The organism is Paenibacillus sp. OK003 (genome assembly GCF_900109515.1).
GTDB classification, from domain to species: Bacteria; Bacillota; Bacilli; order Paenibacillales; family Paenibacillaceae; genus Paenibacillus; species Paenibacillus marchantiae.
Genome location: NZ_FOBD01000002.1, coordinates 115,140 through 128,131, shown reverse-complemented (window position 1 = coordinate 128,131; position 12,992 = coordinate 115,140). Strand labels below are relative to the sequence as shown.

The window sequence follows — 12,992 nt, the reverse complement described above, 5'->3', positions numbered from 1 at the left end:
CTTCACTCCCTTTCGTTATCAAAATGGACCTTCCCTCTCGTTTTCTTTTTTTTGCAGGCATCGTCCAAATTTTACAGGGAATTTACAGATCCTCACCCTGTATTTAATCAGTAAAATGCAATTGAGATAAGGGATAAATTATTTCTATGGGGGGCGAAAAATGTAATATACCGCACAAAAAGGCCGTCTACCCAGTCATTAAGAGACTTGATAGACAGCCATTTTTGTAAAGCAACGGATGTATTACTACGCTTATTATTTTAACTTGGCAGAAACGAGTTCAAATGACAGCAGGCCTTCGAACGGTTGCCACCCATCCTCACCGGATAAAATAACAGGCACAGTGTATTCAGCCGCTTCCTGCTCACTGAGTATTTTCGCCCACGGAACTCTCCCCATCACACTTCCGGCCCCAGGTCCCGCACTATGATATTCGACGTACGCAACCGTCGCTTCCGCATCGGTCTTGTTCCAATTATGCCAGCCCTCCTGCTTCACATGCGCCCCCATCCAGCAGTTCAGGAAGCACACTTTGGCATGATTACGCCACGGTCTGCCCAGATATACGGACTGAGGGGGTGCGTTGCTGGTCAGGTCACAATCGATGAACACATAGCCATAACGTGCATCCTCTGGTGTGGAAGCAGCCGTAATCCAGCCATTCACTTCTCCCTCTGCAGCAGCATCGCTCAAGCGATTCTTCGCAAAGATCTCACAGCCCTGGAACACAACCGTAGCCGAGCCAAAAATAAAATCGACATCGCCCTCAATGTAACAGTCCTCATAATATTGGCGCAGCTTCCGCCGCTCCGCTCCGTCACGCGGCCCCCCGAAGAAACTCCGGTCAATGGGCTGCTCGGGCAGCGGTCCGGTAAAGATCGTGTCCTGGTGACCTATAAATCGGCAATGCCGAAAGGCCGCCCGATCCCCATCCACGTAGACAGCCAACGCCTGACCGACCTCATGGCCAGGGCCAGCCGAGTTGATGAAGGAAAGTCCTTCAGCGGTGAAATCATCTGCCCCGATAAAGGCTGTGTACGAATGAAAGGTATGATACAACTCCCCGTTCGGGAACTTTTTGAGCGCATAATCATCATATGTGATGATGGTCTGATCAGCTCCCGCGCCGACGAGGTGAACCATCGGCTTCTCGATGTGCAGTTTTTCAACATAGGTGCCTGGCTTTATGCGAATCGTATACTTTTCAGTACAGTCGGCCGGAATCGCATCAATGGCAGCCTGAATGGTCGGAAAATCGCCGCTTCCGTCCGCAGCAACCAGATAACCATTCCTGTACAAATCCAGTTCTGACCCGTGTGACAGAGGTTTGTTCATGGCAATCGCTCCATTTCCAGCGCAGCCAGCAAGAGCGGTGCCACACCCATGAACGAGTCACTCACAATCTGCTCGCCGACATAATAACTGTATGAACCATCCCGATCCAGACTGAGTCCTGCCCCGTGACAGATGGCGTTCAGCTTCACGCCTTTCTCCGTTTCCTCCATCAATCGGGATGTCAGTCCCTGCCATCCCTTCTCTGCGGCCTGCCTGAAATGAGGCTCCAGGTAACGCAGGCGAACTCCCTTCGCCATGGCGTACACAAACATGCTTGAACCGGAAGCTTCCAGATAATTGCCCTTGCGGAATCCCTGGTCCAGCACCTGGAACCAGAGCCCGCTCTCCTGCTCCTGTACACGTACCAATGCATGACACATGCGCTCGAAGATGCCAATGATTGTGCCCCGTTTCGGATGATGGATCGGGAAGTGCTCCAGACTATCCACGATCGCCATCGCATACCAGCCCATCGCGCGGCTCCAGAAGTGTGCGGAGCATCCGGTTACGGAATCGGCCCAGATCTGCTCCTTCGATTCATCCCAGCCATGATAGAGCAGACCCGTGCGCGGATCACGCGTCTTGCGTTCGATTAGCAAAATCTGATGAGCCACTTCATCCCACAGATCAGGTCGATCAAATGTCTTGGCATATTGCGCCAGGAATGGCGACGACATATACAATCCATCCAGCCACATCTGGAACGGATAGATTTTTTTGTGCCAAAATCCACCCTCCGACGTTCGAGGCTGTCCTGCGAGCTGGGATGCGAGCAGATGTGCAGCTTCAGCGTATCGCTGTTCCCCGGTGGTTTCCAGCAGTTCGAACAGGTTCTTGCCCTGATTGATCTGATCCAGGTTGTACTCTTCCAGGGAATACGTTCCGATGGAACCGTCCTCCTGAATATACAGATCCATATGTCTTTTCATAAAAGAAGCATACTCATCCTTACCATACTGTTTACCGGTGCGTGCCATGGCCATTAACGTCATTCCCTGAACATATGCCCACCGTTCCGAAGGGAACGCATGATAGCCCTCTCCATCGGATTGCTGGCAAATCATCTCCGCTATTCGCTCCGACCAAGATAACTGCGTCTGTACCTGCATAAAAGAACCCTCCCTGGACCTTGAATGTTGTACTCAGCCTATCCTTAATGCTCACACACTTGCTGCCGACAAATCGCCGTCGAATTGCGATGATTCAGCTTCGGCTGAATGACGACTGGATATTCCATCTGCTCATCACGGATCAACGAGACGATCAGCTCTGCTGCCTGTGCGGCCAGTTCATCCAGCGGTGGGCCAATGGTGGTTAGCGCAACCTCGGCATACTGCATATCCGGCAGATCATCATAACCGATTAAAGAAATATCATTGGGCACACTGTAGCCCGCTTCCAGCAAAGCCCGCAGCGCACCTCGGGTCACCAGGTTGTTCAGGCCAATAAATGCCGTTGGCGAATCCGATTCAAACGTGTACTGCCGAATGGCAAAATAACCATCCTCCCAGGAGGAATGTGCAGGCAGCACATGGCGGTGATCAAATTCGAGTCCTGTGCGCTGCAACGCTTCCCGATACCCTTCAAGCTTGATATTTTGGGAGTTGCCAATGAAACCAATCCGGTGATGTCCCAGTGATTTCAGATGCTCTACCGCTTTGTATATGCCCTCTTTCCGGTCAATCTTGATGTAAGGGGAATTCGGGGCTTCATCTGTACCAAGCACGAAACATGGCATGTTCAGTGTCGCGAACTTTTTCCAGAAGTCATCCCGATTGTCCAGCGCATAATCCCACAGGATGCATCCGTCCACGCGAAGCTGGCTGAACACATCCAGCCCATCATCCGCGACGACCAAAATCATCTGGTATCCGCGCTTCTTCAGCTCCGCGTGCAGATTGCCCGAAATATTCGAGAACAACGGATTGCTCAGTTCATCAAGCACAAAACCAATAATGTTGCTTCTGCCGGTGGAAAGCTGCTGAGCCATAATGTTTTTTCGATATTGATGCTTCTCCGCAACCGCGAGCACCTTCTGCCGCGTCGCCGGTTTGATGCGGGGATCACCGTTGAGCGCCTTGGATACTGTGCTGTAGCTCACTCCCGCTAATTTGGCAATGTCCTTAATGGTTATCAAAATCAATCAACACCTCTCAACCCTTCGGAAGCTTATTGCTGTGCAGCCTTATACCGGTCATATTGCGCCTGTCTGCCGGCAATAACCTGCTCAATGTTCATTTTTTTCAAAGTTTCAATATAGCTGTCAAACTGATCCAGACTGGCATCTCCGCTTATAAATTTGAAGTTCATCTCTTCCACATACGTCGTAATATCCGGCATGGACATGCTTTCTACACTCGCCTCATCTGGCAAAGCATATACAAATGGGAACGGCTCGTGGATGTAAGGCTCCAATTCCTTGTCGAGCTTGGCATGCCACTCAGCCACAACGGAATCGGCCGAATCCGTAGACTGAATGTTCGGCAGATTCACTGGACCAATGCCGAGTTTCTGGATATAGTCATTGTCCTTGCCTTTGTCCGTAAATGTCTTCACGCCATTCTCTTCGGTGTACGTATCATCCTTGATTCCCCACGTATAATACGTCTGCGCTTCTTCACTTACCGCATAATCCAGGAAACGGAAGGCGAGCTCCGGATTTTTGCTGTCCTTGGAGATTCCAAATATGCCGCTCACAGGCGTACGTCCGATATAAAACTGATCTCCATGCGGGCCTTTCAGTGGCAGAATGCCTTTGAAGATAGGCTCCGCCGGGTCATAATCCTTGAACAGCGGACTGTAGACCATCGACATGTACCAGCTAAAATTAAACGTAGCTCCGGTTACATCCTGCGAGATGCGAGAGGTCACCTGATCGCTGGTGGTACTGGCATAGTCCACCCCGAGCAGGCCTTCTTTGTACAGCCCATTCAGGTATGTCAGATATTCCTTGTAGGCAGGCTCGTAATAGCTGAAATGCACCTTACCCTGGTCATCGGCATAGAACTGATTGGACAGATCAAGGCCAAAAGCAGGACCAAATGCCATCGGCACAAACTTGGATTCCATGGACAACGGTATTTCATCCGCTTTGCCGTTACCGTTCGGGTCGTCTGTTTTGAATTTGCGCAGCATCGCTGTGAACTCATCCAGTGTTGTAGGTTCGTTCAGTCCCAGCTTCTTCAACCAGCGTTCATTCACCATGAACACCGGCATGTAGTTTTTCGTAAGCGTTTGCTGCGGAACATAATACATTTTACCATCTGGCGTCGTTAAACTGGCTTTGACGGATGGGGATTTGTCGTATATTTTTTTGAGATTCACACCATACTTCTCCACCAGGTCGTTCAGCGGAATAAACAGACCACTGTTAATGTATTTCATGAGCTGATCCTGATCCGGCAGATAGACGATATCCGGCAATCCTGTTCCGGCAGCAAGCCTTGGATTCACCGCATCCGCGTAGTTCTGTGGGGGAATGAGATCCCAATCGACCGATACCCCGGCATTGCTCTCAATTTTTTTCACAATCTCGGCAGTAGAGAGATCCACGTTGGTCGTCCATGCGTTGGTCCCGAGGATCGACAGCTTGGCATCTTTCTGGTCCGTTACCGGACCTGCTCCGGTGTAGTTGAACGCTGGCTCCGAGCTTGGTGAAGCACTGCCCTTATCTCCCCCTGCTCCTGTACTGCTGCTGCATCCGGCAAGACTGATGGCAAGTATCACCGCGAGAACACTTTTTCTTCCGGCCCCTCTGATTATCATCCGTTATTCCTCCTTGTTATGAACAACCTTGGGTGATGCATGGTGATCAATAAGGCTATCCTTTCACGGCTCCGAGGGTGATCCCCTTGACGAAGTACCGCTGGATAAAAGGGTAGATTGTAACGATTGGCAGAATGCTGACCACAATCGACACATACCGAACCTGAAGGGTCGACACCGCGAGCGCGCCTGTGGTCATCGTGCCACCCATTTTTTGCATGACCTCCGGTGATGCCATGATCAGCACCCTGCGCAGGAACATTTGCAAGGGCTGCATATCCTGTTTGCCCAGATATAGCAGGGCTGAGAAGAAGTTGTTCCAGTGGAATACGGCGTAATATAACGTCAGCACGGCAAGCGTTGGCTTGATAATGGGTATCGCCAGACGATACAGCATGGTCAGTTCATTGGCCCCGTCTATGCTTGCACTCTCGAAGATTTCATTCGGAATACCCTCAAAGGCTGAGCGGCAGATCATGACGTTAAACGTAATGACCAGCACAGGAAGCACCATCACCCAGCGGGTGTTATACAGCCCCAGTGACGTAATCAGCATGTAGACCGGGATGAGCCCACCCGAGAAATACATGGTGAAGGCGATGAAAAAGTTCAGCTTTCTGCGCAGGAAAAATTGCTGTCTGGATAACGGAAATGCAGCCAGGCACGTAGCTACAATATTCAGCAGTGTACCTATAACGGTGTACCACAGGGTGTTATAGAAGGACACCCACAACTCCCGGTATTGGAGCACCATTTTGTACCCGGACAAGGTGAATCCTACCGGCCACAACGCAACCTTTTGTTTGTCGATCGCCTCAACTGAGCTGAATGAAATGCTGATCACGTACAGAAAAGGATACAGCGTAACGACGACTGCCAATATGGTCAGCAGGTAGACAAATCCGTAGAATAACCGGTCACTTCTCGATTTTTGCATACAGGTCTCCTTTGGGTCGGGATATGGTCTTACCAGAGTGACATCTTGGTCAGACGCCGGGTCATCGTATTAGCCGCGAACACAAGCACAAAGGTGATAATAGAGTTGAACAGTCCGACGGCTGTCGCAAATCCGTAGTTCTGTCCTTCAATCCCCATTCGGTATACGTAGGTGGATAACACGTCTGCGGTCTCATAGGTAGCACCGTTATAGAGCAGATATACTTTCTCAAATCCTACGCTCATAATGCCGCCAAGCGACAGGAGCAGCAGGATGACAATCGTTGGTTTGATACTGGGAAGTGTCAGGTGCCATAGCTCCTGGAATTTGTTGACGCCGTCAATTTTGCCGGAATCGTACATTTCGGGGTCAATGCCCATAATGGCTGCAATGTAGATGATGGAGCTGAAGCCAAAGCTCTGCCAGATATCGGAGCTGGTGAATATCGTTCGGAACCATCCGGCGTCCATCATGAAGTTCACTTTCTCCATACCGAGCTTGGCAATCAGGGTGTTCACGATCCCGTCCGTGGGTGACAGGAAGTTAATAATCATGCCTGCGACCACGACGGTGGAGATGAAATGCGGAAGGTAGGTAACAGTCTGGGCGAACCGCTTAAACGTCTGATTCTTGATTTCTACAATACAGACGGCGAACAGAATGGGGATGGAGAAGCCGAACAGGAGCGGCAGGAAGGCGAGCAAAAACGTATTGCGCAGCAGCCTCCAGAAGTAGATGGAATTCACGAACTGATCAAACCACCTCAGGCCCACCCATTCCCCGCTGAACATTCCCTGCCCCGGCATGAAATTTCGGAAGGCCAACAGCATGCCCGGCATGGGAACATACATGAAGATGACGTAATACAAAAAAATGGGTGAGAACATCAGCAGCAAATACTTATCCCGTTTGATCAGGCTGAACAGCGTGGACATGCGATTTTTCACCTTGTAGACTCCCCTTCGCATTAAAATTACAACGTTTGAATTTTTGAGCATAAATATGCCCCATCATTCTTAATTCAGATCATCCCCTTAAATACAGAATCCATCAAATCCCTTTTAAAATGGAATATTACGACAAATAATAAACAATTAAAAACTTAGATATAAACATAAATCCATAATTACAACGTTGTAATTTATCCCTAAATGTATACGCTTACAAAAACTATTTTTCCCATCTTAGCAAAGTCCATCTGGTTTGGCAACAACAAAAATCAGTGTTTGCTTGCGAAGAGATCTATATGCTTTTACCGATCTGGGAGACATGTTAGCAGGCAAAAAAGGCGTGAAAAAGGGCAACGAACGAATATCTCCCGTTCTGCCCCGCTTTTCTCCTGCCTCCCCAGCGTTCTGGTGCATCGCAGGATTGTTTTATTTTTGAAACGTGTACCCTTGGCTTCAACCTCTTCAAATTCTACAACTGGTTTCGATACTCCATCGGAGTTACCCCCGTCACGCGTTGAAACGCTCTGTAGAACTGACTGACATTGGAGAACCCCAGCCCAAAGCTGATGGTGGTCACAGAATCTGTTGTATGGCGCAGTCGTCGGGTGGCTTCCTCCACACGCAAATTCAGCACGTACTGATACGGCGTTGAACCTGTCAGTGCCTTGAAGGAACGCATAAAATGATATCGGCTCTGGTGTGCAACCGCCGCCATCGATTCAATGTCCATTGGACTTGTATAGTCACTGTGTATATACTCCAGCACCCGCCGCAGATGGGGGTCGATGAACGCGCCGCCATTGCTATTAGTTCGCTGAAGCAGATTCGAAAGCTGCCCGCAAATCAGGCTAGACCCTACGCTCCCCGCCACACCTATTCCTGCGGTTGCCAGCGTCAGGTTACTCCCATTTGGTTGACCAGTCAGCATCCGTCCAAGATAGGTCTCAACGGCAAGCTCCGTTTCCTGTATCTGCAATGGTTCAGGCGCATCGTCCAGCAAAATGGCGTTCCAGCCTCGAAACAGTCTGCTAATTTCAGCAGGATCGAAGGTCTGTGTAGTCCGAAATTCGGTCTGCGCCCCTTGCCTCCCTGAATCCTCCAAGCCGCCAACTGGCGGATTACGAAACTTGATCACGATCACCGCGGAATCCGATCCAATCTCGAAAAAGTGCTCCATCCGGGGATGCGCAATTATCCCCAGTCCTGCTTGTAGTGGATAAGCCTGCTGTTCCTGCACCAGATGGCATTGTCCTCTTACAGGCAACGTAATCTGATACCAGTCATCATGCACATGGGGTTCATTGGTGAATCCACCAGAAGCCTTCCACAATTCCAATCCATTCAGCATCATATTTAATTCCATCGTTTCCTCACCTGCTGACATTATAGCAAATCGTGCTCACTTTCCAAGCACTTTTCACAAAGACAATATCTGTCTGTATCTTTTATCATGGTAAAAAAATAAATTCGAGGTGATCTCCCGTGGCACAAGCCGCTGTAAGCAAAATGCAAATCAATCACTCCGCCAATTGGGCGCTTGCCGGAGTCAGCTTCGCCCATCTGCTGAATGATGCGATGCAGACCGTTGTTCCGTCTGCTTTTCCGCTATTCCAGCAAACCATGCAGCTCAGTTTCGCCCAGATGGGCTGGATTGCCTTCACATTGAATATTACCGCATCGGTCCTACAGCCGCTGGTCGGTTATATGTCTGATCGCAAGCCGATGCCGATTCTTCTGCCTGGCGGCATGTTGTTCTCCCTCATCGGTGTTCTCGGCTTTGCCTTGTCTTCCGAGTTATGGATGCTGCTTGTCTCCGCAGCATTGATCGGTATAGGCTCATCCATCCTGCATCCCGAATCCTCACGCGTCGCCCATCTGGCGGCAGGTCGAGGACGTGGAATGGCACAGTCCATCTTCCAGGTCGGTGGCAACACAGGTCAGGCTCTCGCCCCATTGCTGGTTGCCTTTATCCTGCTCCCGCATGGACAGCTTAGTTTTCTGTGGCTAATGGCTTTTGCCCTAATCGGGATCACTATCCAGTCTTCCGTTAGCCGTTGGTATAGAGACAAATTGGCGGATAATCGCAGCCGTCAGCAACAGTCTGTACAGGCAAACGGCATTGTGCAGCCTGCTGCCCAACCTGTAAGTCGGGGATTTATCGCTTTTACAATGGGGATCCTCATCCTGCTGCTGTTTTCCAAATTCGTTTATATTGCCGGCATGACCGGATACTATGCCTTTTATTACGCCGATGCGTATAACCTGCCTCTTTCGCAGGCCCAGATCTGCCTGTTCGTTCTGCAATTTGCGGGTATGGTTGGAACCCTGCTCGGCGGTCCACTGGCTGACCGTTATGGACGTAAACCGATGATCTGGTTCTCCATCGCGGGTACTGCACCATTTTCACTGCTGCTGCCTTATGCGGGACCTGCTCTATCCATGGTATTGTGCGGCATGATCGGTTTGATTCTGATGTCCGGCTTCAGTGTCATCATTGTCTACGCACAGGAATTGCTGCCGCGTCATATTGGGACGGTATCGGGATTATTCTTCGGCCTGTCGTTCGGCATGGCGGGACTCGGCTCGGTTGTGCTCGGTTCCCTGATTGATGTGACCAGCATTTCCTTCGTCATCAAGCTATGTTCTTTTTTGCCGCTGCTCGGGGTGTGTGCTGTATTCCTGCGCCGGGATCGGCCAAGAAACGCCTAATATGCATTGAAACGTCGTTCGTTTTGTGACTACAATAAGGTCAGAATAATGAAGACAGAGGCTAAACAGAAGGAAGGAATAACCCATGATCATTGATGTACAGCATGTTACTTGGAAAAGGGGACCGATCACCCTCCTGAACGATGTCAGTTGGCGTGTAAACGAAGGCGAGCATTGGGCATTGCTTGGCCTGAATGGTTCCGGTAAAACCACACTCCTGAACATGATTACCGGATATCTCTGGCCCACAGAAGGTACGATATCCGTGCTCGGACACCGGTACGGGGATGTGGATTTGCGTGAGCTGCGGAAGTCGATTGGCTGGGTCAGCTCCTCCCTTCAGGAGAAATTGTATGGCACCGACCGCACCCAGTATGTCGTGATCAGCGGCAAACACGCCACGATCGGACTGTACGATAAACTGTCCGACGAGGATCTGATTCAAGCACGAGAATTAATGCATACACTCGGCTGTCAGCATCTGTGGGATCGCGAATATCGTACCTGCTCCCAGGGGGAGAAGCAGAAGCTGCTCATCGCCCGAGCCCTGATGGCTAACCCGCGTGTACTCATTCTGGACGAACCCTGCAATGGACTCGATCTGTTCTCCAGAGAGCGGCTGCTGGAAAGTATCAGTGAGCTGACGCAGAAGCCGGATACCCCTTCGCTCATCTACGTCACTCATCATACGGAGGAAATCTTGCCTGTGTTCAGTCACAGCCTGCTGCTCCGGCGGGGTGAGATCGTGAATAGCGGATTAACCAGCGAGTTGATGAACAGAGACGTACTGAGTAACTTTTTTGAATCACCTGTAGATGTAGATCGGCATGGAGAACGTGTCTATGTCAGAGCATCGGATAAATAATTTTTTATATCTATTCACAGTCATAACAGTCGAAGCAGCCCAAAATCTTATCCACATGTGGACAGGTTTTTGGGCTGTTTGGCTAAATTATGAATTATCCACAGTGTTCTGTGTACTATCTCCGGGCAGAAAGGAATAAAAACAACGGAATGCGCTGTCTGCGCATGTACGTCTCCTCGTTCACAAAATGCTGACGCTGAGGCGCCGATTCCCGCAGATGCTGTACTTGAAATCCTGCCTGCTGTAATGCCATATAGTAGGATTCGATGGAGCGATGCATTTTTTTCACCGTACCTCCAAGCCATTGCTGCTCCCGAAATCCCTCCACAAAATACTGATCGACAACCCAGTTGGTTCGGACCCCCGAAGGCTGCAACGTTGACGTGATCACAGGATGTTCTACCTAAAATACGAATGTGCCATTCTCTTTTAACGTGTGGTATACCTTGCGAAACAGGCTGTCCACATCCTCAATATAATGAATCGCTAGTCTGGATATGACCAGATCATATGTATCTGCGGGATAGCTCCAATCTTCCATATACGCTTGCTCAATCTGTGCGTTCTGACCCTTTATCAATTCATTAGCTGCCTGAATCATATTCACTGAACCTTCAATTCCCGTATAACTGCCACCACGGTGGGCGGGACCCAACAGTTCTGCTCCGAACCTCGCATCCCCACAGCCGAGATCCAATATGCTCTTGCCCCTAACGTCTCCGATCAGCTCCAGCATCACAGGCTTCTCCAACGTATCATTGGCATTCTCCTGCCACTGCCGGCGTTCCATATACTTCTCGAAATTGGCCCCATCTTCGTAAAAATCCGATCCCCGTTCGCTCAATCCGCAACCCTCCGTTACTGTAATGAAGCTCAGCTCTATTATTCAGCCTGGAAGATTATACAGAATATCGGCATAGGTTTCTACAGCAAAAAGGCTGTCGCTCGAAATAATCCAGCAAACAGTCCTGACGCATTAGAAGTAAGCTCATTCAGATTGATCCATATAAGGTCGGCGGCCGCCTTTTTTGACAAATTTCCAATCCACCTCAATGTTGTGGCGCATCCGGCGCAGCAGATTAACGGCCATCTCGATCTCTTCCTCCGTTAAACCCTCCAACGTTACCTGGTCCGAATGAACACCCTCCCTGCGAATAAAATCCCAGGCTTCAAGGCCAGCATCAGTCGGATATAACAACTTATTCTTTTTATTACCCATTGCCGACTGTTTGACGACAAACCCGTCCGCTTCCAGTTTGCTGATGGCTCTGGCCGCCGTGGTCCGATCCACTTTGATTAATTCAGCGAGCTGGTTGGGAATAATGCCAGGATTCTCACATATGCGATAAAGATACAAATACTGTCCCCGAGACAAATTTAAATGCTGGAATTCTACGTTGCTGATCGAATCCAGACAGCGGGCAATCATGCCGATTTCACGCAACACTTCTTTTTTTTCAGTCAATGTATTCACCCCTCTATAAAATTGTTGCATTCGCAACATAATTGATGATATAACTGAATTAAATCCGTTTAAATTTTAACCATGATAACACATGAAACAGGTACACATTCATTCTATCTACCAGTTTACCATGTCAGGATAGGAATACTATTGACTAAAGGAGAAATATTCATGAATACAACTGTTGTTGAAGCGAATAACCAGGAATTGCTCGACGCCTGCTTCGCCATTCGTACCGCCATTTTTGTTGAAGAGCAAGGGGTGCCTGCGGAGGATGAATTCGACGCTTATGATGCTCTGGATACGGAAGCAAGACATATTCTGCTCTACGTAGACGACGTTCCTGCTGCCTCTTCCAGATTACGTGTGGTCGAAAATATTGCCAAATTGGAACGGATCTGTGTCATGATCGATTATCGGAAACATGGACTTGGTCGTGTATTGATTGATAAACTGGAGCAGATGGCACTCGCTCAAGGGCTAGAGAAAGCCAAGCTGCACGCACAGGTACAAGCCTCCGGGTTCTATGAACGTCTCGGATACACGGCAGCCTCGGACGTATTCATGGAAGACGGCATTCCTCATCTGCTGATGACCAAGAACTTAAAATAAATACAAAAAGAAGAGCACCCTCAAAGTTCAAGAACAAGACTTGGGGATGCTCTTTTTGGGTTCTAATGAACCCAGTCAGCGCTATGAATGGGGATCACCCATTTTGAAAATGTAACGAATCCTGTGCACCTTATTTTCTGTTTAACAGCCTAAAATGCACCTTCTTCTGCGGTTTTTACCGTATTAACGTGGCTGAAGTTCCTCAGGATTTCTAATTCATGTCATTTGCCACAATAAGGTGCGGTGTGTTCATTAGATGTAGCGCCACATTGGGAGGATATCTAGTAAGCGTGTACTGCTAACGGGCGGCTACCTCGGTACTTCGACCTGTGCGAAACCAAAAAACTCGCGCCA

At 49.4% G+C, this 12,992-nt stretch carries 11 protein-coding genes and 1 pseudogene; 3 read left to right on the top strand and 9 right to left on the bottom strand.

The window, feature by feature from the left end; genetic code table 11:
- Positions 1–255: 255 nt before the first annotated feature.
- The 7 genes from BMW94_RS03395 to BMW94_RS03365 all read right to left on the bottom strand — a co-directional run bounded on the left by BMW94_RS03395 (position 256) and on the right by BMW94_RS03365 (position 8,350).
- Positions 256–1,335 carry a pectinesterase family protein gene (locus tag BMW94_RS03395; protein WP_090994483.1) on the bottom strand — a complete coding sequence of 360 codons (1,080 nt, stop codon included), beginning with the start codon at positions 1,333–1,335 and terminating at the stop codon, positions 256–258.
- Entirely contained in the window at positions 1,332–2,444 is a 1,113-nt protein-coding gene (locus BMW94_RS03390) for a glycoside hydrolase family 88/105 protein (protein ID WP_090994481.1), read from the bottom strand. The genes BMW94_RS03395 and BMW94_RS03390 overlap by 4 nt, the downstream gene beginning before the upstream one ends.
- Positions 2,445–2,488: 44 nt before the next feature.
- Complete coding sequence (locus tag BMW94_RS03385; RefSeq protein ID WP_175480565.1) at positions 2,489–3,472, bottom strand: LacI family DNA-binding transcriptional regulator; 984 nt, start codon at positions 3,470–3,472, stop codon at positions 2,489–2,491.
- A 32-nt stretch (positions 3,473–3,504) separates the two neighbouring features.
- Positions 3,505–5,100: an extracellular solute-binding protein gene (locus tag BMW94_RS03380; protein WP_090994477.1), complete on the bottom strand. Its 1,596-nt coding sequence runs from the start codon at positions 5,098–5,100 to the stop codon at positions 3,505–3,507.
- Between the two features lie 55 nt (positions 5,101–5,155).
- A complete protein-coding gene (locus BMW94_RS03375; RefSeq protein WP_090994476.1) occupies positions 5,156–6,037 on the bottom strand; it encodes a carbohydrate ABC transporter permease in 882 nt (293 codons plus the stop codon).
- 29 nt (positions 6,038–6,066) lie between these two features.
- Positions 6,067–6,984: an ABC transporter permease gene (locus BMW94_RS03370; RefSeq protein WP_063565906.1), complete on the bottom strand. Its 918-nt coding sequence runs from the start codon at positions 6,982–6,984 to the stop codon at positions 6,067–6,069.
- A 472-nt stretch (positions 6,985–7,456) separates the two neighbouring features.
- Complete coding sequence (locus BMW94_RS03365) at positions 7,457–8,350, bottom strand: helix-turn-helix domain-containing protein (protein ID WP_175480564.1); 894 nt, start codon at positions 8,348–8,350, stop codon at positions 7,457–7,459.
- Positions 8,351–8,493: 143 nt separating this feature from the next.
- Here BMW94_RS03365 and BMW94_RS03360 point away from each other — a divergent pair, with 143 nt between their 5' ends.
- Together BMW94_RS03360 and BMW94_RS03355 are read left to right on the top strand one after the other, a co-directional pair.
- Positions 8,494–9,696, top strand: coding sequence for an MFS transporter (locus BMW94_RS03360; protein ID WP_175480581.1), 1,203 nt, complete (start codon positions 8,494–8,496; stop codon positions 9,694–9,696).
- A gap of 85 nt (positions 9,697–9,781) precedes the next feature.
- Positions 9,782–10,561: an ABC transporter ATP-binding protein gene (locus tag BMW94_RS03355; RefSeq protein ID WP_090994470.1), complete on the top strand. Its 780-nt coding sequence runs from the start codon at positions 9,782–9,784 to the stop codon at positions 10,559–10,561.
- A 115-nt stretch (positions 10,562–10,676) separates the two neighbouring features.
- Here BMW94_RS03355 and BMW94_RS03350 read toward each other — a convergent pair.
- Both BMW94_RS03350 and BMW94_RS03345 read right to left on the bottom strand, forming a co-directional pair.
- Positions 10,677–11,405 (bottom strand): annotated as a pseudogene (locus BMW94_RS03350) (class I SAM-dependent methyltransferase).
- Positions 11,406–11,549: 144 nt separating this feature from the next.
- A complete protein-coding gene (locus BMW94_RS03345; protein WP_090994467.1) occupies positions 11,550–12,056 on the bottom strand; it encodes a MarR family winged helix-turn-helix transcriptional regulator in 507 nt (168 codons plus the stop codon).
- Positions 12,057–12,197: 141 nt separating this feature from the next.
- Between BMW94_RS03345 and BMW94_RS03340 the strand changes: the two genes are divergently transcribed.
- Positions 12,198–12,638 (top strand): GNAT family N-acetyltransferase, encoded by a 441-nt coding sequence (locus tag BMW94_RS03340; protein ID WP_090994465.1) that lies wholly within the window; start codon positions 12,198–12,200, stop codon positions 12,636–12,638.
- Positions 12,639–12,992: the final 354 nt, after the last annotated feature.